The organism is Cognatiluteimonas telluris, assembly GCF_011320095.1.
GTDB lineage: Bacteria > Pseudomonadota > Gammaproteobacteria > Xanthomonadales > Xanthomonadaceae > Cognatiluteimonas > Cognatiluteimonas telluris.
In genome coordinates this window covers 167,033-190,497 of the sequence record NZ_JAANOY010000003.1, presented here as the reverse complement: position 1 = coordinate 190,497, position 23,465 = coordinate 167,033, and the positions used below count along the sequence as shown (strand labels likewise).

24 protein-coding genes are annotated in these 23,465 nt (G+C 68.4%); 9 read left to right on the top strand and 15 right to left on the bottom strand.

The annotated features are described in order from the left end of the window. Positions 1-111 precede the first annotated feature (111 nt). The 4 genes from G7B67_RS03950 to G7B67_RS03935 are packed head-to-tail and all read left to right on the top strand — an operon-like array spanning position 112 to position 4,408. Positions 112-1,986, top strand: a complete 1,875-nt coding sequence (locus G7B67_RS03950; RefSeq protein ID WP_166208146.1) for a DUF885 domain-containing protein — start codon at positions 112-114, stop codon at positions 1,984-1,986. Positions 1,987-1,998: 12 nt separating this feature from the next. Further along, positions 1,999-2,751 (top strand): 5-oxoprolinase subunit PxpA, encoded by a 753-nt coding sequence (locus tag G7B67_RS03945; protein ID WP_166208143.1) that lies wholly within the window; start codon positions 1,999-2,001, stop codon positions 2,749-2,751. Further along, positions 2,748-3,431: a DUF969 domain-containing protein gene (locus G7B67_RS03940; protein ID WP_166208140.1), complete on the top strand. Its 684-nt coding sequence runs from the start codon at positions 2,748-2,750 to the stop codon at positions 3,429-3,431. The genes G7B67_RS03945 and G7B67_RS03940 overlap by 4 nt, the downstream gene beginning before the upstream one ends. After that, on the top strand, positions 3,431-4,408 hold the full coding sequence (locus G7B67_RS03935; protein WP_166208137.1) for a 5-oxoproline transporter, DUF979 family subunit: 978 nt from the start codon (positions 3,431-3,433) through the stop codon (positions 4,406-4,408). Before G7B67_RS03940 ends, G7B67_RS03935 begins: the two co-directional genes overlap by 1 nt. Before the next feature lie 48 nt (positions 4,409-4,456). Here the strand turns inward: G7B67_RS03935 and G7B67_RS03930 are convergent, their stop codons facing one another. Further along, positions 4,457-5,425: a tetratricopeptide repeat protein gene (locus G7B67_RS03930; protein WP_166208134.1), complete on the bottom strand. Its 969-nt coding sequence runs from the start codon at positions 5,423-5,425 to the stop codon at positions 4,457-4,459. A gap of 149 nt (positions 5,426-5,574) precedes the next feature. Here G7B67_RS03930 and G7B67_RS03925 point away from each other — a divergent pair, with 149 nt between their 5' ends. After that, positions 5,575-5,754, top strand: coding sequence for a CsbD family protein (locus G7B67_RS03925; RefSeq protein ID WP_166208131.1), 180 nt, complete (start codon positions 5,575-5,577; stop codon positions 5,752-5,754). Between the two features lie 45 nt (positions 5,755-5,799). Here G7B67_RS03925 and G7B67_RS03920 read toward each other — a convergent pair whose 3' ends face one another. After that, positions 5,800-6,435: a DUF3011 domain-containing protein gene (locus tag G7B67_RS03920; protein ID WP_207780864.1), complete on the bottom strand. Its 636-nt coding sequence runs from the start codon at positions 6,433-6,435 to the stop codon at positions 5,800-5,802. A gap of 392 nt (positions 6,436-6,827) precedes the next feature. Between G7B67_RS03920 and G7B67_RS03915 the strand changes: the two genes are divergently transcribed. Further along, positions 6,828-7,946, top strand: coding sequence for a TolB family protein (locus G7B67_RS03915; protein ID WP_166208128.1), 1,119 nt, complete (start codon positions 6,828-6,830; stop codon positions 7,944-7,946). A 94-nt stretch (positions 7,947-8,040) separates the two neighbouring features. Beyond that, a complete protein-coding gene (locus tag G7B67_RS03910) occupies positions 8,041-8,532 on the top strand; it encodes a pyridoxamine 5'-phosphate oxidase family protein (RefSeq protein ID WP_166208125.1) in 492 nt (163 codons plus the stop codon). A gap of 360 nt (positions 8,533-8,892) precedes the next feature. Here the strand turns inward: G7B67_RS03910 and G7B67_RS03905 are convergent, their stop codons facing one another. From G7B67_RS03905 to G7B67_RS03885, 5 genes are all read right to left on the bottom strand, one after another. Beyond that, positions 8,893-9,777 carry a NosD domain-containing protein gene (locus G7B67_RS03905; protein WP_166208122.1) on the bottom strand — a complete coding sequence of 295 codons (885 nt, stop codon included), beginning with the start codon at positions 9,775-9,777 and terminating at the stop codon, positions 8,893-8,895. Between the two features lie 158 nt (positions 9,778-9,935). Beyond that, the gene (locus G7B67_RS03900) at positions 9,936-10,997 is read right to left on the bottom strand and encodes an NADH:flavin oxidoreductase/NADH oxidase (protein WP_166208119.1); all 1,062 of its coding nucleotides are present in this window, start codon (positions 10,995-10,997) and stop codon (positions 9,936-9,938) included. A gap of 50 nt (positions 10,998-11,047) precedes the next feature. Next, complete coding sequence (locus G7B67_RS03895; protein ID WP_166208116.1) at positions 11,048-11,323, bottom strand: glutaredoxin family protein; 276 nt, start codon at positions 11,321-11,323, stop codon at positions 11,048-11,050. 184 nt (positions 11,324-11,507) lie between these two features. After that, a complete protein-coding gene (locus G7B67_RS03890; protein ID WP_166208113.1) occupies positions 11,508-12,722 on the bottom strand; it encodes a hypothetical protein in 1,215 nt (404 codons plus the stop codon). A 21-nt stretch (positions 12,723-12,743) separates the two neighbouring features. Next, positions 12,744-13,514: a histidine phosphatase family protein gene (locus G7B67_RS03885; protein WP_166208110.1), complete on the bottom strand. Its 771-nt coding sequence runs from the start codon at positions 13,512-13,514 to the stop codon at positions 12,744-12,746. Between the two features lie 88 nt (positions 13,515-13,602). Here G7B67_RS03885 and G7B67_RS03880 point away from each other — a divergent pair, with 88 nt between their 5' ends. Next, entirely contained in the window at positions 13,603-14,148 is a 546-nt protein-coding gene (locus G7B67_RS03880) for a peroxiredoxin (RefSeq protein ID WP_166208107.1), read from the top strand. Positions 14,149-14,229: 81 nt separating this feature from the next. Here G7B67_RS03880 and G7B67_RS03875 read toward each other — a convergent pair whose 3' ends face one another. The 4 genes from G7B67_RS03875 to G7B67_RS03860 form a co-directional block, all read right to left on the bottom strand. Beyond that, positions 14,230-15,159 carry a M14 family metallopeptidase gene (locus G7B67_RS03875; protein WP_166208104.1) on the bottom strand — a complete coding sequence of 310 codons (930 nt, stop codon included), beginning with the start codon at positions 15,157-15,159 and terminating at the stop codon, positions 14,230-14,232. A gap of 124 nt (positions 15,160-15,283) precedes the next feature. Continuing rightward, positions 15,284-16,141 (bottom strand): PA4780 family RIO1-like protein kinase, encoded by an 858-nt coding sequence (locus G7B67_RS03870; protein WP_166208101.1) that lies wholly within the window; start codon positions 16,139-16,141, stop codon positions 15,284-15,286. 269 nt (positions 16,142-16,410) lie between these two features. Then, positions 16,411-16,602 carry a hypothetical protein gene (locus G7B67_RS03865; RefSeq protein WP_166208098.1) on the bottom strand — a complete coding sequence of 64 codons (192 nt, stop codon included), beginning with the start codon at positions 16,600-16,602 and terminating at the stop codon, positions 16,411-16,413. Between the two features lie 112 nt (positions 16,603-16,714). Then, positions 16,715-19,039 carry a transferrin receptor-like dimerization domain-containing protein gene (locus tag G7B67_RS03860; protein ID WP_207780863.1) on the bottom strand — a complete coding sequence of 775 codons (2,325 nt, stop codon included), beginning with the start codon at positions 19,037-19,039 and terminating at the stop codon, positions 16,715-16,717. Positions 19,040-19,238: 199 nt separating this feature from the next. Between G7B67_RS03860 and G7B67_RS03855 the strand changes: the two genes are divergently transcribed. Then, on the top strand, positions 19,239-19,466 hold the full coding sequence (locus tag G7B67_RS03855; protein ID WP_166208096.1) for a hypothetical protein: 228 nt from the start codon (positions 19,239-19,241) through the stop codon (positions 19,464-19,466). A 90-nt stretch (positions 19,467-19,556) separates the two neighbouring features. Here the strand turns inward: G7B67_RS03855 and G7B67_RS03850 are convergent, their stop codons facing one another. The 4 genes from G7B67_RS03850 to G7B67_RS03835 form a co-directional block, all read right to left on the bottom strand. Further along, on the bottom strand, positions 19,557-20,108 hold the full coding sequence (locus G7B67_RS03850) for a hypothetical protein (protein WP_166208093.1): 552 nt from the start codon (positions 20,106-20,108) through the stop codon (positions 19,557-19,559). A 331-nt stretch (positions 20,109-20,439) separates the two neighbouring features. Further along, the gene (gene radA / locus G7B67_RS03845) at positions 20,440-21,831 is read right to left on the bottom strand and encodes a DNA repair protein RadA (protein ID WP_166208090.1); all 1,392 of its coding nucleotides are present in this window, start codon (positions 21,829-21,831) and stop codon (positions 20,440-20,442) included. Between the two features lie 67 nt (positions 21,832-21,898). Beyond that, positions 21,899-22,198 (bottom strand): hypothetical protein, encoded by a 300-nt coding sequence (locus G7B67_RS03840; protein WP_166208088.1) that lies wholly within the window; start codon positions 22,196-22,198, stop codon positions 21,899-21,901. 137 nt (positions 22,199-22,335) lie between these two features. Then, complete coding sequence (locus G7B67_RS03835; RefSeq protein ID WP_166208085.1) at positions 22,336-23,430, bottom strand: polysaccharide biosynthesis/export family protein; 1,095 nt, start codon at positions 23,428-23,430, stop codon at positions 22,336-22,338. Positions 23,431-23,465: the final 35 nt, after the last annotated feature.

Genomic DNA, 23,465 nt, shown 5'->3' with positions numbered 1-23,465 from the left:
GCTCCTACCGGGGATTCCTGCCGAGGGACGCTCCCGCATCGTGACCAAGGTGCGTTGCGCGCACCGGGCCCAGCGCCTAGGCTCGGCGTTTCGCCCCACGGAGCCGTCCGCATGCGCATCGCCCGCGTCGCCACGCTGTCCGTCCTCGTCGCCACGGCGCTCGCCGCCGCCGGCTGCAAGCCTTCCGCCGACACCGCCTCCCCCGCCGCCACGCCGCCCAAAACGACGGCCACCGCCAACCAGCAGGCGGCGCTCGACACCGCCGTCGACGCCTTCATCCAGGGCGCGTTCGAACACAATCCGGTGTTCGCCGCCAACGCCGGCAAGCACGAGTTCGACGGCAAGCTGCCCGACTACAGCCCCGAAGGCCTGAAGGCCACCGCCACCTGGCTGCACGCGCAACGCGACAAGTTCGCCGGCTTCGGCGACGACGCGCTCGATGCCAACGGCCGCTTCCAGCGCGACTACGTGTTGGCCGTGATCGACGGCCAGCTGTTCTGGCTGGAGGATTCGGGCTTCGCCTACAGCAACCCGGCCTTCTACACCGGCGACCTCTCGCCGAGCATGTACCTGACGCGTCCGTACGCGCCGCTGCCGCAGCGCATGGCGGCCTTCGTGACCTACCAGGAGGCGCTGCCCAAGGCGATCGAGCAGATCAAGGCCAACCTCAAGCCGCCGCTCCCGGCGACCTACATCGACCTTGGCGTGAATTCGTTCGGCGGCTACGCGACGTTCTTCAAGAACGACGTGCCCGGCATCTTCGCCGGGGTCAAGGATGACGCCCTGCAGGCGCGCTTCCGCGCCAGCAATGCCGCCGCGATCAAGGCGACCCAGGACCTGGCCGACTGGCTGAAGGCGCAGAAGCCGACGCAGACGCAGGCCTTCGCGCTGGGCGCCGGGAAATTCTCGAAGATGCTGCACGCGACCGAACTGGTCGACATGCCGCTGGACCAGCTCAAGGCCGCCGGTGAAGCCGACCTGCAGCGCAACCTCGATGCGTTGAAGGCCGCCTGCGACCAGTACGCGGCGGGCAAATCGCTCACCGACTGCGTGGCCAAGGTCAATGCCGACAAGCCCGAGGGCGGCGCGGTCGAAGGCGCGCGCGCGCAACTCGCGGGACTGCGGCAGTTCATCGTCGACAAGGACCTGGTGACGATCCCGGGCACCGAGCAGGCCAAGGTCGAGGAAGCGCCGCCGTTCAACCGCTGGAACTTCGCCTACATCGAGATTCCCGGCCCGTACGAGAAGAATCTGCCGTCGGTGTACTACATCGCGCCGCCGGATCCGACCTGGCCGAAGGCCGAGCAGCAGGCCTACATCCCGGGCAAGTCGGTGCTTCTGTTCACCTCGGCGCATGAAGTCTGGCCGGGCCACTTCCTGCAGTTCCTGCACGCCAACCGCGCGCAGTGGAAGTTCGGCCAGCTGTACGTCGGCTACGCCTATGCCGAAGGTTGGGCGCATTACACCGAGGAGATGATGTTCGACGCCGGGCTGGGCGGCGCGACGCCGGAAACGCATATCGGCCAGCTCAGCGAAGCGCTGCTGCGCGACGTGCGCTTCATCTCCGCGATCGGGCTGCATACCGGCGGCATGACCGTCGCCCAGTCCGAGCAGATGTTCAAGGACAAGGCCTTCCAGGATCCGGGCAACGCCAGCCAGCAGGCGGCGCGCGGCACCTACGACCCGGCCTATCTCAACTACACCCTGGGCAAGCTGATGATCATGCAGCTGCGCGAGGACTGGACGAAGACCCACGGCGGCCGCGAAGGCTGGAAGGCCTTCCACGACCAGTTCCTCAGCTACGGCGGTCCGCCGATCCCGCTGGTGCGCGCGCAGATGCTCGGTGGCAAGCCCGAGACCAAGCTGTGGACCGCCCCCGCCCCCGCTGCGCCCGCCGCGAATGCCAGCAGCGCACCGGCGGCCGCGTCCACCGTCGCGGCGCCGATGCCGGCCAGTACCGGGACGGCGCCGGCACCGGCGCCCTGACCCGCCGTCGCCGTGGTCCGGCTGGATTTCAACTGCGACCTTGGCGAAGGCTGCGGCAACGACGCGGCCATCGTGCCGCTGGTCAGCTCGGCCAGCATCGCCTGCGGAGGACACGCGGGCGATGCCGGGTCGATGCGCGAAACGGTCGCGCTGTGCCAGCGACACGGCGTGGCGATCGGCGCGCATCCTTCCTATGAGGACCGGGCGCACTTCGGGCGGCGCGAGCTGGCGCTGTCGATGGACGAAATCCATGCATCCGTGATCCGCCAGGTCCGGGCGCTCCAGGCGGCCTGCAACGAATCCGGCGCCACGCTCCACCACGTCAAGCCGCATGGGGCGCTGTACAACGTCGCCGCGCGCGACCGTGCTGTTGCCGATGCGATCGCATCCGCGGTGCGGGATGTCGACCCGGCATTGATCCTATTCGGTCTGTCGGGATCGCACCTGACCGAATCAGGCAGCGCGCAGGGACTCCGGGTCGCGCACGAGGTGTTCGCCGAGCGCGCCTACGAGGCCGATGGCCGCCTGGCGCCGCGTGGAACGCCCGGCGCGATGATCGAGGATCTCGATGCATCGCTGGCGCAGGTGCGGCGCCTGCTGCGCGAGGGCGACGTGATCGCGCGCGATGGCCAGCGCGTGCCACTGCGCGCGGACACACTGTGCCTGCATGGCGACCGCGTCGATGCGGTCGCCTTCGCCACCGCGCTGCGCGCCGCGCTGGGAGACGAAGGCGTCGACATCCGCGCGCCGGGGCATGCGCAATGAACTACTGGCCGCTGCTGGGCATCGCGATCGTCGTCATCGGCTTCGTCATCCGCTTCAATCCGGTCGCGGTGGTCGTCGCCGCGGGCCTGGCCAGCGGCCTGCTCGCGGGCAAGTCGGTCGGCGCGTTACTGGCGTTGCTGGGCGAAAGCTTCGTCTCCAATCGCGCGCTGCTGCTGTTCGTGCTGACGCTGCCGGCGATCGGCGTGCTCGAGCGCGCGGGGCTGCGCGAGCATGTCCATGGCTGGATCCTGCGCCTGCGCGGCATGACCCTGGCGCGCCTGCTGATCGGTTACCTCGGCTTGCGCCAGCTGCTGAGCATGCTCGGTTTGACCAACGTCGCCGGCCCGGCGCAGACGGTGCGGCCCCTGCTGGCGCCGATGAGCGAAGCCGCCGCGGTGAAGACCTTCGGCGCGATCGATCAGCAGGAGCGCCAACGCCTGCTGGCGCTGGATGCGGCCACCGACAACGTCGGCCTGTTCTTCGGCGAGGATGTCTTCGTCGCCTTGGGTGCGGTGCTGCTGATCCAGGGCTTCTTCGCCCAGAACGGCATCGTGCTCGAGCCGCTGCACATCGCGCTATGGGCGTTGCCGACGGCGATCGCGGCGTTCGTGATCCATGCGATCCGGATCGTGCTGTTCCAGCGCGCGCTGCTGCGCAAACGCGGCAACGCGGGCTCCTGATGCGCCTGTTGCCATTGGACATCGGCGTCTTCTACTGGCTGCTCGCGGCCTTCCTGCTGTACGCCGCGTGGCGCAACGCGCGCGAACGGCGCTGGATGCATGCCGGGTTCTGGGCGGTGCTGGCGTTGCTGTTCGCCGGTGGCGACGCGATCCTTGCCGCGAGCAAGTCTGGCGATCCGCGACCGGCGCAACTGGCCGGCATCGGCGTGATCGCATTGGCGCTGCTCGCGGTGCGGATGCGCCGCGCGTCGCACGAGGAAGCACCCGCAGCACAACGCCAGGCTTCCGCGCTGCGGCTGGGACATTGGCTGTTCGTGCCGGCGCTGTTGATCCCATTGCTGACGGTGCTGGTGGCGATCGCGGGACCGGCGTTGACGCTGGCGGGACGACCATTGCTCGGCGAAGGCAGCGCGACCCTGATCGGCCTCGCGCTGGCCAGCGTGATCGCGGCGGCCGCGGCGATCCTAGTGACCCGCGAGCCGCTGCTGGCCGCACCCTCGGAAGGCCGTCGCCTGCTCGACACCATGGGCTGGGCCGCGTTGCTGCCGCTGGTGCTGGCCACGCTGGGTGGTGTCTTCGCCGCCAGTGGCGTGGGCGACGCCGTCGCCGCGCTGGTCTCGGCAGTGATCCCGACCGACAGCCGCGTCGCCTGCCTGCTGGCCTACGCGTCGGGGATGGTGTTGTTCACCGTGATCATGGGCAATGCGTTCGCGGCGTTCCCGGTGATGACCGCGGGCATTGGACTACCACTGCTGATCCAGCGCCATGGCGCCGATCCGGCGATCCTCGGATCGCTGGGCATGCTGACCGGCTACTGCGGCACGCTGCTCACGCCAATGGCGGCCAACTTCAACCTGGTTCCCGCCGCGCTGCTCGAGCTCGACGATCCCAACGGCGTGATCCGCGCGCAGGTACCGACCGCGTTGCCGCTGCTGCTGGTGAACGTCGTGCTTATGCTGGTGCTGGTGTTCCGCTGAGCGCGCGTCACGACGCGACGCCGCCGGCTTTGCACAAGCCCGCGTTCCTTACGAGGCCGCCAACGCCTCTCGCGCTTCGGTGAAGTCCGGATCCAGCTTCAGCGCCTGCTGCCAGCTGGCACGGGCGTCGGCCTTGCGGCCGGCCCTGGCCTGGATCTGCCCCATGCGATACAGCGCATGCTTGTTGTCGACGTCGTCGGCGGCGTGCGGCATCGCCAGGTAGCGCTGAAGTGCGGCGATGCCTTCGTCCGCATGCAACCCGGACAAGGCCGATGCGCGGCCAGTCTGGTACCAAGCGGCGCCCGTGGACGGATCCTCGACGGTCCAGGCATGCAGCAGGCCGAAGGCATCCGCCCACCGCTCCATCTGCTCGTAGCCCATGATCACGGCCAGCCGGGTATCGCGATCGTGCGGCTTTGCGGCAAGCGCGTTGCGGTACAGCGAGAGCGCAAGGTCGGCCTTGTGCTCGAAGCGGGCGATGCCGGCCCGCGCCAGCAGGCCCTGCGCGGCATCGCGCTTGCCGATCTCGACCGCCTGCGCGCGCGCCTTCTCGATACCGCCACCGAGCATCGACGGCGCCTGCAGGTAATACGAAATCAGGTCGCCGCGCGCCTCCAGTTGACCCGGATCGAGTTGCACCGTGCGCTCGAAGGCATCGCGCAGCTTCGGCGCGATGCTCATCTTCGACAACATGCCTACCTGCCCGATGCGCATGCCGTACGCGTTGCCCAGCATGAAGAACGCCTGCGCATTGCCCGGCGCGAGCTGGGTGGCCTTCTGCGCAGCGGCGATCGCCGGCTCGGCTTTGCCGGCCATCAAGCGTGCACGCGCCAGCGCCACCCAGCCATCGGCGTTGCGCGGATGGGCCTTGGAGAATGCTTCGGCCGATGCCAGCGTGGCGGTCGCCGCGCTGGGCGCTGCATGCGCATGCGCGGGGGCGGTTTGCGCGCGCGCCAATGGCGGCGCAACGAGCAGGTACATGAACAACGCACAACTTCCGGTCATCGACGCGCGCATGGGAGATCCTTGCCTTCAGAGGGCGCAATGCTCGCATGAATGCGCGATGCGGGCATCCGGCTGCGCGTCTCGGAGGCGACTGCTCACGATGCGGCAACCCGGCATGGCGTAAAGCTGTCACTGCCGATCCCGGCTAACAGGAGAACCCCATGGACAACAACCGAAAGGACGGCGCTTCGCACGAACTCAAGGGCGCGGTCAAGGAAGGCGTCGGCAAGGTCACCGGCGATCGCTCGAAGGAGCTTTCGGGCAACATCGAAAAGAACGCCGGCAAGGTACAGCGCGAAGTCGGCAAGGCTGCCGACGACGTGCGCGATGCCGCCGACTGAGTTGCACGGGCGCCGGTGATTCCGGCGCCCGGATTCAATGGGCCGTCAGTAGACGCGGAATTCCGCCCGGCAGCCGCGGTCGACCCAGATGCCGGTGCGATCCCAGCCCCAGGTGCGGCCTTCGATGCAGGCCGAATCGGACAACGTCCGCTGCAACTGCACGCCGCGATAGACCGGCGCATCGCAATGGCGTGAGTGCCCGTCCTGCGATTCGCAGCGCACGACCTGGCCGCCGCCATTGCCGACGCCACCACCGTAGGGCCCCGCGCCGTAGGGCGGATAGCCGCCGGCGCCGACGACGAATTCGGCGCGGCAGCCACCGGTCACCCAGATGCCGCGATTGTCATAGCCCCACGTGCGTCCCTGCGTGCAGGGCGAATCGGACAGTTGCCGGCTCAGGTACACGCCCCCGCGGGTACCTACCGCGCAATGCCGCGTGTTGTTGTCGGTGGATTCGCAACGGATGGTGGCGCCGCGATAGGCGTCGCCAGGCGGATAGCCGTTGGGTGGCGGATAGCCGCCGGGATAACCGTTGGGTGGCGGATAGCCGTTGGGGTATCCGTTGGCCGGCGGATAGCCGTTGCCCGGGTAGCCACCGTAGCCCGGGTCTCCCGGGTAACTCACGCAACCGGCCAGCAATACGGCGAACGCCGCCGCGGACACTTTCAGGCAAAGGTTCATGGGCAGGCCTCGCTCGCGATGGGCGGCTGGATGATGTGCACTGGCCGAACATGCCAGCGCGTTCGTGAGCGCGCAGTCAGCGGATGGCCAGCCACGCCGCCGACCGATGATGAACGCGCGCGACGAGCATACGCAAACGCCGGAGCTGTCGCCTGGTCAGCGTCATGACTCCAGGGTGAAGGTGGAGATGCAGCCATCGCATCCAACGCGCATCACGATGCACGCACCGTGCCCGATGGCTTCACCGTGCGCACGCGCAATCGCGTGAACGAGTCATCGGCGGTTGCGCCCAAACGCATTTTCCCCGGCGTTTTTCACCTGATCGTGAGCCATGGCGCGGCAACGATGCGACGCGACAAATCGTGTTGTCCATCACGCAGGGGAAAACCGCCATGCACATGCCATTCGCCCGCAACGCCATTGCGTTGGTCTTCGCCGCTGCCGCGGCGCTGGCTGGATCCGCATGGCCGGCGCAGGCGGCCGGGATCAGCCGGATCGTCTTCAGCCAACCGAAGGTCAACGCCGACGGGACGCTGCAAAGCAGCAGTCTCCTGCTGGCCGGATCGGGCAGCCGCAGCCTGGCGCTGACCAAGCTCGGCGATGCCACCATCGACGACAGCGCGAGCTGGTCGCCCGATGGAACGTGCATCGTCTTCGAGCACGGAGTCACCCGGTCGCGCCGCGGGGACACGCGGTTCAACCTGTTCACGCTCGATCCGCGCACGAAACACGTCACCCGCCTGACCTTCACCGCCGGCAGTTTCGTGCTGCCGGTCTGGGGGCCGACCAACCGCATCGGCTACATCGCCAACTACAGCGATCGCAATTGCCTGGCGGTCATCGAGGAAAACGGCCACCACCGCGATCTGTTCTGCCCACCGCGCCCGGCGCAACTGCAGCGACCGGCGTGGTCGCGCGATGGCAAGGCGATGTTCGTGCAGGCCGGCTACTACACCGGCAGCCTGGAACCCACGTGGCGCTCGCTGGCGTATCGCGTCGATGCGACGACCGGTGCGGCGACGGTGCTCGACGATCGCGTGGTGGACGAGCCCAAGCGGCTGGAATTTTCCGCTGATGGCCGCCAGGGCGTGTACGCGAATTTCTACCCGTATGCCGAAACCATGACCCGGGTCGACTTCGCCACCGGGGCCAGCATGGAGCTCGGGACGGGGTATTCCCCGCGCTGGTCGCCGGATGGTCGGCGCATCGCGTTCACCGGCGAGGTCTACGACACGGCCGGAAGCTGCAGCTGCCATTACGAACCGCTGTACGTGATCAATGCCGACGGCTCCAACCTGCGGATGCTGACGATTTCACGCACGGCCAACCATGCCTACATCGCCGCGCAGTGGTCCAAGGACAACGTCCACGTGCTTGCGACGCGCCGCGATTTCCTGGACCCGTCGCTGACGCAACCCAGGTACGGGTTGCGGATCGTCAATGCCGACACGCGCTCGCTGCGCTCGATGCAAGCCGGCCTCGCCGATAGCGGCGCGTGGTTCGAGCGCTGATCCGGCAATTCACGGCGCCGTGCGGCGTGCATGTTGACGCGATGTTCCGCATTGGCGGCCTACGCTGCCAGCCTGTTTGGGCTGGGAGAAGGCGATGACCGTCGAGACGGAACAGGATCTGCAGCGGGCGTTGTGGAAGGGACTGGGCGACGATCGCACGGTCATGCTCGGGCTTGGCGGCGCCGAACGGGGCCACCTGCGCCCGATGACGGCGCAGGTCGAAGGCGACAGCGGGCCGCTGTGGTTCTTCACCGCGACGGACAACGCGCTGGTGCGCGAACTCGACCGCGGCGACGGCGCCGTCGTCGCCTACGTGGCCAAGGACCACGACCTGTTCGCCAGCATCGAAGGCCGCCTGGCCCTGGACCAGGACCGGGCGACGATCGACCGGCTGTGGAATCCATTCGCCGCCGCCTGGTACGAGGGCGGCAAGGACGACCCCAGGCTGGCATTGCTGCGTTTCGATCCAGCCCATGCCGAAATCTGGCGCAACACGGGCAGCCTGCTGGCCGGGATCCGGATCCTGCTGGGCGGCGATCCGAAACAGGACGCCAGGGACAACGTCGCCCACGTGAACCTGCACTGACGCGCCCGCCAACCGGGTGTGGGCCGGGCGGTTTCCGGCGAGCGTGTTCGCCCTCGACTGCCGGATGTGATCTTCCCCGGTGACGGTGCCGGATGCTGTCTTGGACGCTCGCTGCTGCGCTGGCGCTGCCCGACGCGACGCCGTCCCAGCCTGCAGTGCCGGCCGGTGGCGCGCCGCCGGTCGCCGCCGTCCCCGCGGTGGGCGATCCGATCGCGCAGGACCGGCCCCGGGGCTGCCGTGCGATCCCGGCCGACCATGTCGACCTTCTGACGCTGTCCTACGACATGCCAGCGCGCGACTCAGCGATGCATGCCGCCGTCAATCGCCCCAGGGAACTTCAAGCCATGCCTCCGGAAGCCATCAACCGCCGATATTGCCGCCGCCGTCGCGGCAGTTCGACAGTCCGGTCCCCGGGCCGGTCATGAGGTTGCGGACCACCACGTCGCTGTTCTGGGGATCGAAGCAAACGATGCCGGTTCCGGTCCCGTCGGGAAGGTAGATGACGTTGTCGAGAACCGCGACCCCCGCGGTGTCCGATGCCAGTCCGATCCCGAAGGCCGTGCTGTTGGCGATGACGTTGCGGATCCGGTTGCCAGAGATCGCGGTGCCCTGGCTGTCCATGGCGAAGATGCCGTAGGTCGACGCCTCGGAGGCATCGGTCGGCGAAACCCCGTCGATCAGGTTGTCGACGATGTCAACGCCGGACGTCGCCGAGATTCCAATCGCTTCGGTCGCGAAGGTGCTTCCACCGGTATCGACCACGGCATTGCGGCGAACCGTCGCGCCGTCTGACTGAACCAGGATGCCGACCAGGGTATTGCCGTCGAGCCGGTTGTCTTCAATGACATCGCCGGCCGTCAATGCGGCACCTCCCGGGTCATAGCCCAGCGAAATCCCGACCTTGAAGCCGCGGACGTTGCAGTGCCGGATCGTGATGTTGCTGTTCTGCACCGACACGATGCCGGCCGCGCTGGTCCCCAATCCGCCGCCCAGGCCACCGATCTTGTAGTCGTTGCAATCGATGATCACGTTGTTGGTTGCGATCGTGACCGCGTTGCCCATGTTGATCGAAGTGGCGAGATCCTTGCGCATGCACCAGGTGCCCTGCGTGGTGATCGTGGCGGGCAGCGAGTCGATATAGCCGGTGCAGTTGTCGAAACTTTCCGCGCCGCGGGCGCCGGTCGGCGTGAACCACAATGCGCAGGACAGCAGCACCAGCGCAGCCAGGCGCTTGGAGATGAACATGGATTTTCCCCTGGGGTGATGGCTCGGCCCGGGTTACGCGAGACAGGCGACAGGGCCACCATCGGACGGCGTGCCCGGAGGGGGCGCACTATATCCCAAGCCGTGCCGGCCCCGTCACCGCTTCCAGGCCATGCCGCGCCAAAGACGCGCCGCGGGGCTCACCATGCCCGCGCGTATTGCTGCGGCGCCACAAGCTGGACCGCCAGCTCCGCAGCCGCACGTCGCGGAAAATAAGGATCGCGCAGCAGTTCGCGTGCCAACAGCACCAGGTCGGCGTCGCCGCGGGCGATGATCGCATCGGCTTGGCGCGCATCGGTGATCAGCCCCACTGCCCCGGTCGCGATGCCGGCCTCACGGCGGATGCGCGCGGCGAAAGGCACCTGGTAGTCCGGCGCCACCGGGATCGACGCGTGCGGGACGTTGCCGCCACTGGAACAATCGATCAGGTCGACGCCGTCCTGCCGCAACCAGCGGCACAGCTCGACGCACTCGTCGATATCCCAGCCGCCATCAACCCAATCGGTGGCCGATACCCGCACCACCAGCGGCGCCGGGCGCGGCCAGGCAGCGCGCACGGCCGCCACCACTTCGCGCAGCAGGCGCGCACGATTGGCGAGCGAACCGCCGTACCCGTCCTCGCGCCGGTTCGACAGCGGCGAGAGGAATTCATGGAAGAGGTAACCGTGCGCGGCATGGATCTCGATCACCGCGAAGCCGGCCTCGCGCGCGCGCACGGTCGCGGCGGCGAAGTCGGAGACGACTTTCGCGATGCCGGCCGAATCCAGGGCCGCCGGCGATGGATAGTCGTCGGCGAACGCAATCGCACTGGGCGCCACCGGCGTCCAGCCACCTTCCTCGATCGGCAATGTCTTGCCACCACGCCAGGGCACGTGCGTGCTGCCCTTGCGGCCGGCGTGCGCGAGCTGGATGCCCGGCGCCGCGCCCTGCCCGGCGATGAACGCGGCGATGCGCGCCCACGCCACCTGCTGCGCCGCATTCCACAGGCCGGTGTCGCCGGCCGAGATGCGGCCTTCCGGCGACACCGCCGTGGCCTCGGTGAACACCAGGCCGGCGCCGCCGACGGCGCGGCTGCCCAGGTGCACCAGGTGCCAGTCGCCCGGCAGGCCATCGACCGCCGAGTACTCGCACATCGGTGACACCGCGATGCGGTTCCTGAGGGTAAGGTCGCCGAGGGTCAGAGGATCGAACAGATGCGACATTGCGTGGGGGTATCCGTCGTCGGTGCGTGTGGTGTGCAGCGGTGGTGCGATTATTCGCGCGGGCCGAGCCATCGCACGAGGTCGTCGCAACCTCCGACGCACTCGCCATCGACGAACACCAGCGGCGTGGTGCTCACGCCCTGCTCGGCCATGAACGCATCGGCCTGCGCGCGCGTCTCCAGCCAGCGGTCGTCCACCTCGAAGCCCGCTCCCTGCAGCAGGGCCAGCGCACGCTCGCCGAAGGGACAGACATGCTCGGGGCTCACGATCCTGTAGATCATGGCGTGCCCTGCATTGCCGGCGGGTGCTGCTGGTTGGTCGGTCATGGCGTCGGGTGATCCGGTGGGTCGCGCAGCCTAACGTGTCGGCCGGAAATCCAGATCAAAGCGCGTGCAACAGCCCGCACGGATGGCTGCGCGGCTTCGACGCATTGAACCCTTCGCCTCCGCTGCAGCGGCCTGCAGGGCTCGCGGCTGAGCCGCCCTTGCGACGCGCGGGCACCCGGATCGGTCAGGGCAGCGACAGTGCCACGCCGCCCGGATGCGTTTTGACCTCGGCGTACGGGAGCAGCGACCAGTCGTCGTTGGCCTCGCAAACGCGGGCGGCGCGCGGGACCGACGGCGTGAAGAAGATCCCATCGGGCGTGAGGTACCAGTCGGGAAACTGCCATATGGACGGATCGTCGTATCCGCAGTCGTCGCCATCGCCTTCGCCGGCCACCTGGCCGGGATACAACGCGGCCAGGCGAGCGGCCAGCCACGGCGCGAGAAATTTTTCGCGATAGTCGGAGAACGTGTCGAAATCCGCGTCTACCGCCGTCGCCGCCGCTGGTTGCGCGGGATCCTGCTCCAGGTCGTCGGTGTAGCGGAACGGATGGCCCTTCCCGACCCAGAGCACATCCTCCAGCGTCAACGCGCGGGCATCGCGCGCATCGAGGTTGATCGGCGAGTCGCCGAAATCCGGATGCGCGCCGCCGCAGTCGTATTCGGTGAACACGCTGATGCTGACCAGCGATGGCGAGAGCAGCCTTGGCGTCACAGTCTGCGTGTAGTCGCCGCCCAGCGGCCCGGTCGTGGCCATGCAGTCGTAATACGCGCTCACCTCACTCCAAAGGCGATCCAACAGCACTGCGTTGATGCGGTCGCGGCGTGCGGCCGGATACCCGTCGAGGATCTGGAACAGCTCGATCTTCGATTCGGGTTGTCGCCACCATTGCAGCGTGTGTCCCATGAACGTGCTGCGCGCACCGCGCCGCAGGCCCAGGCCCGACAGGCGCCAGGCGTCGTAGGCATTCGTGCGCGCACGCTGGCGCAGGTACGGTGCGGCGTCGCCGGCGATGGGCGGTGCCGCGGCCGGATGCAGGATCAGGGGCAAGGGCTTGCCGTGCGGACCCTGCCAGGTCCCGCGCCAGCCGCCGTCATCCTGCCGGGTGAGATCCAGGTGCGGACTGCTGCCGGGCTCCGCATCGCTGCCTTCGAGCAGGTGCAGGTGGTCAGGGTCGCCGGCCGGCCCGCTCAGCACGAGGTCCGCGTGGTGGCGGACGTAGAAATAGCGGCCGCTCACGGCGTCGTCGGCGACCGGATCGAGCGCCAGCACGATCGGCTGCGCGCCCAGCCGCCCGGTGTACACGGTGCCCGCCGGCGCGTCGTCGTCGCCGGCATGCGCACCCGTGGCCCACGCCATGCAGAGGCAGGCGACCGCGATGAGGCGCTGGAGTCGTGGCATCGGCTTCCCCGGGATCGAAGCTCAGAACGCGGTGGCGACACCGGGCGCGGCACCCCGCCCGCCATCCGGCGCGCCCAGGGGCAGCGCGGGGATCGCCAGGCTGCGCTCGGGATCGCCGGTGGACCCGGTGCGCAGGGCCGGCGGAATGTGCCCGACATCGCCGACCGACAGCACCTTGAAGCGCCCATCCGCCTCGACCCGGATGCGGGTGATGCTGGCGTGGCCGGGCGACATCTCCAGCCATGCACTGGTGTCCACCCCCAACGCGCGCGTCACCAGATAGCGGATGACATTGCCGTGGCAGACCATGAGGTCGGTCCGCTCGTGCCCGGCAACAGGCTTGAAATACCGGGCGAACACACGGTCCAGCTGCGCCGCGCAGGCGGCCAGGTCCTCCGGCGTCTCGTTCGCGATGACCTCGTGCCGTCGCGTCGGTGGGGTGCATTCGGCCAGGTCGTCGATGATGTCGAAATGCCGTCCCGGGAAACCCACGGCGATCAGCGCGGCGGTGTCGCGCGCCCGTTGCAGCGGGCTGACGAGCATGGCATCGAACCGCACCGGCAATCCCGCCAGCCGCGCGCCCACCAGCTGCGCCTGGGCGACGCCGAGCGGCGACAGCCCGGGGCCCAGGCGGGGATCGGCGCGTGGATCGTCGACGTAGTTCCCGTGCCGGACCAGCACGATGGTGTGGGCGGACGGCGCGTCGGCCGCGCGTGCCGCGGGGAGGCTCGAAATTGCCAGCACGATGCTGGCCAGCAGCGCCCGGGCGCTGCGCTGGAGGAGGGTCGTCATCGGCCGATTATCACGCGGATGCGACTTGTCCGTGACGCGACGCGCCTACGCCGGGTGTATAAGGCCTCCAGCCCCACGGAGCAACGCCATGACATCCAGGTTCAACACCATCGCCCTTGCCACGATGCTGGCCGCCCTGTGCGCGCTTCCGGCGCACGCCGCACTGAAGGTCGGCGCGCAGGCCCCGGAGTTCAGCGCGCCTGCCTATCTCGCCGGCAAGCCGTTCACCTTCAACCTGGCCGATGCATTGAAGCAGGGACCGGTCGTCGTTTACTTCTTCCCCGCCGCACACACCGCCGGTTGCAACATCGAGGCGCACCTGTTCTCGCAGGCGATCGAAAAGTTCCGGGCCCAGCATGCGACGGTCATCGGCGTGACTGCCGGCAATACCGAGCAACTCGCCGACTTCTCGAAGGAAACCGAGCACTGCAGCGGCAAGTTCGCGGTCGCTGCCGATGTGGGCGCGAAGATCGCCGGGCAATACGACGCACTGCTCACGTTGAAGCCCGGCTGGTCGGACCGCACGTCGTACGTGATCGCGCCGTCGGGCACGATCGTCCACGTCTATTCCAACCTCGATCCCAAACAGCACGTCACCCAGACGCTGGACGCCGTGGAGGCGCTGGCGAAGTAGGCGTTCGGCCTGGTCGGGGGCGCTTCGCCGGCCCGGGCGGCACTGGCATGTCCCCGCGAGCGTGCGGCCGTCGCGCCGAAGTCACCGCCCGCGGCCCAGTGCGTATTCGATCGCCGCGCGCACCGCGGCCACCTGCGCCGCGTTGCACTGCTCCGGTGTCGCCCGCGGGCTGTCGGGATACACCTCGGTGGTCGTCGTGTACCTGGCCGGCGTGATCCCGGCGCACAGCCCCAGCTGCGCGTAGTCGTATTCGATCACGCCCGGCGCGACGACCGGCGAACCGATGATCTCGCCCTTCTCGTCCGCGGGTGCGATGTGGGTGACCCTGGCCACCGCGGCGATGACTGCCTGCTGGAATTCCGGTTGCGGATTGGCACTGTCGGCGCACAGGTAGAAACCGTCGGGAATGCCTTCCGGCAGGAATGCCTCGCCCTCCCTTGCCGCGAGCGCGGGGCGGAATTCGGTTTCGTCGCTGTCGGTGGTCTCGTGCAGGTCCATGTGCAACAGGATTCGATCGCGCAGCGGAGCGACCAGGTCCAGCAGTGCGGCCGACTCGCGCGCAGGACTCTCGCGCCGGAAGGAGCGATTGGGATCGATGGCATCCGGATTCCAGCGATGGATGCGCTCGTAGCCCCAGGGGCTGATGCAGGGCGCCACCAGCAGGCGGATGCGCCCGGCGTAGTCGGCCGCATGCCGGTCGAGGAACTGCAGCGCGCCCTGCACGCCGCTGGTTTCGTAGCCGTGCACGCCGCCGGTGACCAACGCGACTGGAAGGTCGTCGTTCCAGTCGCGGCTGCGGACCGAGAAGAGCGGATAGCGCCCGTCGGCGCCGTAGTCCAGCTCGCCATACGCCTCGACCTCGAAGCGCGAACGCAGGCGTTCGATCGCGTCCAGGACCTCGCCCTGGTAACTGCGCCGACGGACCTGCCCCGCCCGCCACTGCGCGACCTCATGCGTGCCCCAGGGAACGCCGGGGGTGCCGATCGGATAGTTGGAATCGTCGTTCGCCATCGTATCGCCCGCGGTCCGCGCCGGTCGCGCAGGGGGGCGAATGTAGCACCCGCACGCGCCTGCGGCGGTGCCTTCGATGCCTTGTTGCAGTACCGGTTGGCCGACGCGAGCCACGGTGTGGCGATCAGTCGGCTTCGGCTGCCGCTTCGCGGCCCTGCTGCCGGATCAACGCTTCCTGGCGCGCGTCGTTGATCGCATCGCGCACGCCATCCAGGTCGACGATCCGCGCATCGGGGGTGAAACGCCCGGTCAACCCGGTCTCCGGCTGCAGCACCCCGGCTTCGAACAGCGCCCACATCTCTTCGCCGTACCAGGTGTCCAGCAATTCCGGGGCCCATCGCCCGAGGTTCGCCGTGAGGTTGTTGACATCGCGCAGCAGCATGGTGCGCGCGGCATTGTTGCCACCGGCACTGACGACCTGCGGAAAGTCGATCACGACCGGGCCATCGCTTCCGACCAGCACGTTGTACGCCGACAGGTCGCCATGGATCAGCCCGCAGCACAGCATGCGCACCACCTGTCGGATCAGCACCTGGTGGAACTCGCGCGCCTGCCCTGGATCGAGCTCCACCTCGCCCAGGCGCGGCGCGGAAAATCCTTCCGCATCGGTCACCAGTTCCATCACCAGCACCCCATGGAAATAGCCGAAGGGCTCGGGCACCCGCACGCCCGCGTCGCGCAGCTGGTAGAGCGCATCGACTTCGGTGTTCTTCCAGGCGGTTTCCTGCTGCCTGCGGCCGTACTTGCTGGCCTTGCCGATGGCGCGCGCCTCGCGGCTGCCACGCACCTTACGGCCTTCCTGGTACTGGACGCGCTGCTGGAAACTGCGCTGGGCCATGTCTTTGTAGACCTTGGCGCAACGCACTTCGCCGCCGCTGCGCACCACGTAGACGGCTGCCTCCTTGCCGCTCTTGAGCGGACGCAGCACGTCATCGATGACGCCGTCGTCGATCAGCGCCTGGAGGCCGAGGGGAGTTTTCAAGGGAATTCGCAGCAGGCGCGGCGCGGCAGGGTGCGGCGCCAAACGGGGCGCATCTTCGCACCTTTGCCTTGAACCTGGGCTGCAGGCCGATCGGCGGTGCGCGCGGGCCAACCCGGCGGTTGTCCAACGACGTCCGGTGGTGGGAGCGGCGCGGAACGGCTCGCTCGCGGGGTACCGGGCGCCCGAGCCTTCTACCGCCGCCGCAGATCAGCCAACGTGATCAGCCGCCCTCACCCGAGGGGATCGGGCGACGGGATCGGGCGATTGGATCAGCCGACGGGATCTCCGCGGTGCCTCTCCCCGCCTTCGTCAACGCTGCCGAGCATCCGGTCCGCTCGCCTGGCATCGCGGTCCAGGGTGTCTTCGATCTTGCCGCTACGCGAATTGGGCGAGTTGCCCGTCGTGCTGCGATCGAGTGCCGGAATCGTGTCGGCGCGTCGTTGCTCGTGGTCGTTTCCCATGGCGGTTTCCTGCAGCCGGTGTACGCATGCTTTTACGCCAGCCGGCGTTGCCCCGTCGTGATGCGGACACGGCGGGAAGGATACGTCATGGCCGCCGACCGCCGCGATGCATCTACTGTTCCAGCAATGCCGTCAGCCGATCCAGCTGCGTGCGATACCCGTCCAGCACCCGGGCGGTGACGACCGCATAGCGACCGGCCTCGTCCCAGCGCCGCTGCTCGATTGCCTCGCGCACGCCCGGCACGGTCTTGACCCCGTAGCCGGTCAACAGCCCGGGCGCGTAGATCATGTGCTTGTACCAGCCACGGCCGGGCAAGCCACTTGGGTCGGTCAATCCCTGCTCCATCCGCGCCATCGCCGCATCGACCGCCTGCTGCTGCGCGGGCGTCATCCGTCCCGGCGTCGCCATGCGGGCGTCATAGGCCGCCTGGAATGCCTTGGCGCTGCGATCGAGCCGCGTGGCCGCCGCATCGAGCGGCGCAAGATCGATGACCGGAACCTCGGCGTCACGCACCGGTGGCCCAACGGGACGGGTGGGATCGGCGGCCAGCCGGTAGGCGCCCGCATCGATCAACGCGTCGCGCTGCCCGGTCTGCGTGCGCGTGGAATCGATGGCCTGGTGCAGGTCCGCGACATAGCGATCGAGCGTGTCGCTGAAATCGACAAACCGCAGCGGCAACAGGTCCGCATCGGCCATGCGCAGCACGGTGTGCCCGGCCACCTTCGACAGCGCCACGCCGTAGGCGAATCCCGGGTCGCCAAAACGCACGTAGTGTTCGAACGTGTCGTAGCGCGAGTGGTAGACGCCGTCCTGGTCCTCCTCCCCGCTGAAGCCGATGTTGAGCGAAGCGATGCCCAGGTGCTGCAGGAAGGCGCTGTAGTCCGAACCCGAACCTAGTGCTTGGATCGGCAGGTCACCGCCCTTGGCCGCGAGTGCGGCGAAGTCCCTGTCCTGCGCGCTCGCGTCGTCCGATGCGCCGTCCAGCCGCATCCTGGCGCGCGCGCGCTCGGCGACGTTGGCGTGGGTTTCCGGATCCTCGACGCCTGCAGCAACCTGGTTGACCAGGCGCTGCAGCGAATGGCTGCCCGCCATGTCGAGGAATCCCCGGCTGTTGGTGTCGGAATTCACGTAAACCACTGCCTTGCGCTGCAGTTCGTCGGCATGGGCTTCGGCGAATTCGGTCGAACCCAGCAGGCCCGGCTCCTCGGCATCCCAGCTGGCGTAGACCAGCGTCCGCTTCGGCCGCCAGCCGGCTTTGACCAAGGCACCAATCGCCTTGGCTTCATCCAGCAAGGCGACGTTGCCGGCCAGCGGATCCCAAGCTCCGAAGACCCAGCCGTCATGGTGGTTGCCACGCAGGATCCACTGGTCCGGCTCGACGGATCCGGGCATCACGGCGATCACGTCGTGGATGTCCTTGCGCTGCCAGTCCGACTGCACCACCAGGTGCGCGCGGGCGGAATCGCCGCCGCCGATGTGGTAGGCGATAGGCAGGCCGCCGCGCCAGTTGCGCGGCGCCATCGGCCCATCGAGCGCGCGCAGCAGGGGCAGCGCGTCGGCGTAGGAAATCGGCAGCACCGGAATCTTGAGGATGGTCTTCGCATCCCCCAGCGCCAGGCGGGGTGCATCGGCGGTGGCGCCGATGCCCGGCGTCAGCGGATCGCCCGGATACTGCTGCATGTCCTGGACCGAACCGCGTTGCACGCCGTCCTCCGGGCGCCATCCGCCCCTGGGATAGACATCGCCGGCGCCGTAGCCGTCGTTGCGCGGATCGGAATAGATCAGGCAGCCCACCGCGCCATGTTCCTGCGCGAGCTTGGGTTTCAACCCACGCCAACCGCCGCCATAACGGGTAATGACGATCTTGCCGCGCACGTCGATGCCGCGCCGCGCGAGTTCCTTGTAATCGTCCGGCATGCCCTGGTTGGCATACACCAACGCGGCGGTGACATCGCCATCGCCGCCGTACACGTTGTAGGGAGGCAAGGCACCAGGCAGCGCCGAGCTGGCATCGCCCGCGACCGGTGGCTCATGCAGCGTCGCCTTGTAGTGCGCTGGCGCGACCAGCTCGAGGGATTCGCTCCTCGGCGTCGGGTACAGCACGCTGAAGGTTTCGATGCGCGCGTCCCAGCCCCATTCCTTGAAGCGGGCCAGCATCCATGCCGCGTTTTCACGGTCGTGCGGCGATCCCACGTGGTTGGGCTGCGAGGACATCCGCCTGAGCCACTCGCGCTGGTCCTGGGCGCTGAGTCCGGCATCGAATCGCTGCTCCAGCGTCCGCTGCGCCGCCGCATGGTCGATGGTGAAACCGAGCATGGCTTCGGCCCCCGCTGCCGGACGGCCGGTGGAGGGCGCCGCGCCCAGCGCCGTGCCGGCGACGAAGGCAAGGCTGGCGCAGGCCAGGGCGATGGGCAGGCGTTTCGTCTTCCGCAACATGCTGTCCTCCCGGGTCGAACCGCTAATTTCTCACGGATCAGGCACCGGCAGAGGGCGCGGCATTCTTCCGCGGCGCGACCGAGGCCCCAACCGCAGGCACCCGTGCGTGAGCTGAACCATTTCCCATGGCATCACCCGGCCGCAACATCGGTTCCCCGATCGTGATCGCACAGCCGCAAGGCAAACGATGGAAAGATCCATGACCAACCCGACGAATGGCCAGTCGCAGCAGGCCACCGACCGCTCGGAGCGCCCGCTTCATGAGGGCAATCGTCCCGACGCGACAATCGCCGCGACAGGGCAACAGCCGCCCGCAATGGACGCCTGCGACGACCAGGACGGCGGCAAGGCGGAGAGCATGATCGCGGCGATGGCCGAGCGGATGTGGGGTGACGAGCAACCGCAAGGCGGCAACGCGCCCCGCTGACCGCGCGTATTCGCGCAGGGAAACCCGCGCGATGCAGGCATTTCCCGGCCATGCCCGCATCCCTGGCCGATGCCGGGCGCCTGCCACGGCCTAGCCCTGCTGTTGCTTCGCCGCCGCGCGGAAGAGCAACGCCGAGACCAGCCACGCAATCGCGAACACCGTGATGTGCACCACGACCTCGCGATAACCTCCCGCGAAGGCATAAACGGCGACCGCGACCTGCGCAAGCGCCGCGGCCAGCATCGAGCGGGCCATTCCAATCGGCCGGAACTTCGCGAGCAACGCTCCGGTGGCCGCCACCAGCAATACCCCGGCGAAAGCCAGGTTGGCCGGATTGCCTTCGCTGCCGAGCATGCCGACGGCGAGGTTGACCCAGACGGTGAGGAAACCCGTCACCACGGCGACGCCAAAACCCATGCGGTAGGTGGTGCTGCCCGACAGCCGCATGCCCAGTTCGCAAAGACCGCAGGTGATCGCCAGCAGGGCCCCCATCACCGCGAAGTCGCCAGGCGCCCAGTCCACTTCGCGCGTGAAATGCATGGCGACCCACGGGGCCAGGAGCAGCGTGGCGGCGGTGCCCCAGATCACCTTGCTCCAGCGGCGGGGATGTCGAGTCAGTGCCGGTCGCGGGTCAGCTGCCATATGTTGCTCCTCGTGCGATGGGTGGCGACCAGCGGAGCCGATCCCCGCCAACCTGTGTCCACCGGAGACAGCATCGCGCGCAGGCGTGAGGCCAAGATGCGACGACGGTGAAGCAGGCGCGAAGCGGCTGCGCCACGCGTGGCGACGGGCAGCCGGCTGCGACGTCGATCGCGACCCGGCAAAGCGCTGGCGGCGCGCCAAGAGCAGCGCCTTGGCGACGTCTGGTACCCTCCCGTTGCCCGAGCGGCGGCATGGCTCCGCGACCACGCCGGGCACCTGGAATCCGTCACTCGGGCCCGGCGCGGGAACGGGGCGGACGCCGGTCGCCGGCTTACGCTTCGGCCGTCGCCATGGCGTCGGCAAGCCGCTCGACGGCGATGATCTCCAGCCCCTTGAAATGACCGGATTTGGGCGCGTTCGCCTTCGGCACGATCGCGCGCCGGAAGCCGTGCGTGGCGGCTTCGCGCAGGCGCTCCTCGCCGTTGGGGACCGGCCGGATTTCCCCGGACAATCCGACTTCGCCGAAGGCGATCGTCTTGTCGGGCAGCGGCCGGTCGCGCAGCGAGGACAATACCGACAACAACACCGGCAGGTCGGCAGCGGTTTCCTGCAGGCGGATGCCGCCAACGACGTTCACGAACACGTCCTGGTCGCCGACCATGACGCCGCCATGGCGGTGCAGCACCGCGAGCAGCATCGCCAGCCGGTTCTGCTCCAGGCCGACCGCGACCCGGCGCGGATTGGACAGCGGCGAGGCGTCGACCAGCGCCTGCACTTCCACCAGCAAGGGCCGGGTGCCTTCGCGCGTGACCATGACGCAACTCCCGGACTGCGGCGTGCTGCCACCGGAGAGGAAGATCGCCGAGGGATTGGGCACTTCCTTCAGGCCCTTCTCGCCCATGGCGAACACACCGAGCTCGTTGACCGCCCCGAAGCGGTTCTTGAACGCGCGCAGGACGCGGAAGCGGCTGCCGCTTTCGCCTTCGAAATACAGCACCGCATCGACCATGTGCTCGAGCACGCGTGGGCCGGCGATGCCGCCCTCCTTGGTGACGTGGCCGACGAGGAAGACCGCCGTCCCCGTCTCCTTTGCGTAGCGCACCAGGCGGGCAGCGGATTCGCGCACCTGGCTGACCGAACCGGGCGCGGCGGTGAGCTGCTCGGTCCACAGCGTCTGCACCGAGTCGGCGACGATGACGCGCGGACGCATGCGCGCGGCATGCTCGAGGATGCGTTCGATGCCGGTTTCGGCCAATGCGTGCAGGCCATCGATCGGAAGCCCGAGCCGTAGTGCGCGTCCGGCTACCTGTGCCAGGGATTCCTCACCGGTGACGTACAGTCCCGGCAGGGTCGATGCCATCAACGCCACCGCCTGCAACAACAGCGTCGATTTGCCGATGCCGGGATCGCCGCCCACCAGCACCACGGCGCCTTCGACCAGGCCGCCGCCGAGCACGCGGTCGAATTCACCGATGCCGGTCGAAACCCGCGCGTGTTCGCCCTGCTGGACGTCCTTGAGCGCGGTGACCGCCGGCGCGTCGACCTGGCCTGCCCAGCCGTCCCGCCGCGCCGCCGCGGGGCGCGCAGCCACCGCGTCCAGCACGATCTCGCTGAGCGAGTTCCACGCGCCGCACTCGCCGCACTGGCCCTGCCATTTGTTGTGGTCGGCGCCGCACTCGCCGCAGACATAGGCGGAGCGTTTGGCGGTAGCGGTCTTGGCCATTGGGATGCCGGCGTTGAAGTGCCGACACTCTAGCCCGCCGGAATCGCAGCGGGCGAGACCAGCGCGGTCAATCGATGGCGGTGACGCCTTCCTCGTGCGACTGCGGGACCTGCGTGCCCTGCTGCCCGGCGGCGTCGTCCTCCCGCTGCTGCGTGATCTTCGCGGCCTGCTGGTCGGCGGCGAGGCGGTGCTGGAGCGACTTGCACAACTCGATGCCGGCCGCGGTCAGCGACAGGCCGTACTCGCCCTCCTCGATGAGCGCGCCATCGATCATGCGCTGGCGCATGGCATTGTCGTTGTCGGTCAGCACGACGTGCTGGTCGATCCTCTGCAGGACTTCGAGCAGGGCCAGATCTTCAAGCGACATGGGCTCCATGACGGTGTCCGGTAAAAGCGGTGTGAAAGTATGGGACCGCGCGTCGGCGGGTTCAAAGGAAATCTGCGGCGGCCTGCCGGCCAAAATGCGACAAGCCCGCCTGGGCGGGCTTGTCGGTCACTGCCGGATCAAAGGCCGCTGCCGTTGCCATTCAGCAACGAGGCGTTGCGCAGGATGCCGCTGAAGGGCAGGAGCTGGTTCACGAAGCGGTTCCAGCGGGTGATGCCGGCGGCGCCCACGAACACCACGTCGCCCGGATGCAGCATGAACTGGTCCGCCAGTGCATACGCCGCTGGCGACTTGATGTTCAGGTGGTACACCGTGGCCGGCGTCGTCTTCATGTCCTCGCTGCCGCGGATCACGTACACGGCACTGGCGTTGGACGTGCTCTGCTCCAGCCCACCGGCGCGTCCGAGCGCCTGGGTCAGGCTCAGGTTGGTGGTGCGGAAGCTCATCGACTGCGGCTTGGTGACTTCGCCGACCACATAGATTTCCTTGCGGTCGTTGTACGGCAGGAAGATCCGGTCACCGGCCTTGAGGTAGATGTCCTGGGCCAGGCTGCCGTTGCGGTTGAGCGCATCCTGGTCCAGCGCGTAGGTCTTGCCGTCACGCGTGAGCAGCAGGCCCGAGGTGTCGGCGCGATCTGCGTCGATCCCGGCGCGACCAACGGCCTGCGCGAGCGTCATCGGCACCGTGGTCATGTCGATCGGCGCGGGGTTGGTGAATGCGCCCTGCAGCGTCACCCGGCTGCCGTAGCCGACCACGTTGACGTCGACCTGCGGATCGTTGAGGTAACGGCCGAGCTTGCTCGTGAGCATGCTGCGCACTTGTTCGATGGTCTTGCCCTTGATGTTGGTCTTGCCCGCATACGGGAAGAAGAAATTACCGTCGGGCTGCACCTGGCGGCCGTTGGCGACGGCCTGCTGCTGGCTGCCGGCGGGCGTGGACAGTTCCGGGTGGTCCCAAACGGTGACCAGCAGCGTGTCGCCCGGCTGGATTTCGTACGACGACGGCTGGTAGGACAGCAGTTCCTGCGGGACGCTGGCCGGCGCTTCGGCGATGGGGCCATTGGCCGCGACGAGTTCGGGCGTGATCGGCACCACCTTCACTTCGCCGGTCTGGATGAAATTGTCGCGCGGCGTTTCACCGGTCGACAGTTGCTGTCCCATGCAGCCGCTGAGCAGCACGAGCGCGGCAGCCGGAATCACAAGGGCGCGGATCATGGTATTCACTAGTCGGATCTCCGTGGCTCTCTGGC

Excerpts from the sequence above, each read along its gene's own strand:
- G7B67_RS03920 (WP_207780864.1), bottom strand. The coding sequence starts at position 6,435 with ATGAACCTTTGCCTGAAAGTGTCCGCGGCGGCGTTCGCCGTATTGCTG.
- G7B67_RS03905 (WP_166208122.1), bottom strand. The coding sequence starts at position 9,777 with ATGTTCATCTCCAAGCGCCTGGCTGCGCTGGTGCTGCTGTCCTGCGCA.
- G7B67_RS03855 (WP_166208096.1), top strand. The coding sequence starts at position 19,239 with ATGACCAACCCGACGAATGGCCAGTCGCAGCAGGCCACCGACCGCTCG.
- G7B67_RS03935 (WP_166208137.1), top strand. The coding sequence starts at position 3,431 with ATGCGCCTGTTGCCATTGGACATCGGCGTCTTCTACTGGCTGCTCGCG.
- G7B67_RS03895 (WP_166208116.1), bottom strand. The coding sequence starts at position 11,323 with ATGACCGACCAACCAGCAGCACCCGCCGGCAATGCAGGGCACGCCATG.
- G7B67_RS03880 (WP_166208107.1), top strand. The coding sequence starts at position 13,603 with ATGACATCCAGGTTCAACACCATCGCCCTTGCCACGATGCTGGCCGCC.
- G7B67_RS03875 (WP_166208104.1), bottom strand. The coding sequence starts at position 15,159 with ATGGCGAACGACGATTCCAACTATCCGATCGGCACCCCCGGCGTTCCC.
- G7B67_RS03890 (WP_166208113.1), bottom strand. The coding sequence starts at position 12,722 with ATGCCACGACTCCAGCGCCTCATCGCGGTCGCCTGCCTCTGCATGGCG.
- G7B67_RS03850 (WP_166208093.1), bottom strand. The coding sequence starts at position 20,108 with ATGGCAGCTGACCCGCGACCGGCACTGACTCGACATCCCCGCCGCTGG.
- radA (WP_166208090.1), bottom strand. The coding sequence starts at position 21,831 with ATGGCCAAGACCGCTACCGCCAAACGCTCCGCCTATGTCTGCGGCGAG.
- G7B67_RS03910 (WP_166208125.1), top strand. The coding sequence starts at position 8,041 with ATGACCGTCGAGACGGAACAGGATCTGCAGCGGGCGTTGTGGAAGGGA.
- G7B67_RS03840 (WP_166208088.1), bottom strand. The coding sequence starts at position 22,198 with ATGTCGCTTGAAGATCTGGCCCTGCTCGAAGTCCTGCAGAGGATCGAC.
- G7B67_RS03900 (WP_166208119.1), bottom strand. The coding sequence starts at position 10,997 with ATGTCGCATCTGTTCGATCCTCTGACCCTCGGCGACCTTACCCTCAGG.
- G7B67_RS03940 (WP_166208140.1), top strand. The coding sequence starts at position 2,748 with ATGAACTACTGGCCGCTGCTGGGCATCGCGATCGTCGTCATCGGCTTC.
- G7B67_RS03925 (WP_166208131.1), top strand. The coding sequence starts at position 5,575 with ATGGACAACAACCGAAAGGACGGCGCTTCGCACGAACTCAAGGGCGCG.
- G7B67_RS03835 (WP_166208085.1), bottom strand. The coding sequence starts at position 23,430 with ATGATCCGCGCCCTTGTGATTCCGGCTGCCGCGCTCGTGCTGCTCAGC.
- G7B67_RS03885 (WP_166208110.1), bottom strand. The coding sequence starts at position 13,514 with ATGACGACCCTCCTCCAGCGCAGCGCCCGGGCGCTGCTGGCCAGCATC.
- G7B67_RS03930 (WP_166208134.1), bottom strand. The coding sequence starts at position 5,425 with ATGCGCGCGTCGATGACCGGAAGTTGTGCGTTGTTCATGTACCTGCTC.
- G7B67_RS03950 (WP_166208146.1), top strand. The coding sequence starts at position 112 with ATGCGCATCGCCCGCGTCGCCACGCTGTCCGTCCTCGTCGCCACGGCG.
- G7B67_RS03915 (WP_166208128.1), top strand. The coding sequence starts at position 6,828 with ATGCACATGCCATTCGCCCGCAACGCCATTGCGTTGGTCTTCGCCGCT.
- G7B67_RS03860 (WP_207780863.1), bottom strand. The coding sequence starts at position 19,039 with ATGTTGCGGAAGACGAAACGCCTGCCCATCGCCCTGGCCTGCGCCAGC.
- G7B67_RS03865 (WP_166208098.1), bottom strand. The coding sequence starts at position 16,602 with ATGGGAAACGACCACGAGCAACGACGCGCCGACACGATTCCGGCACTC.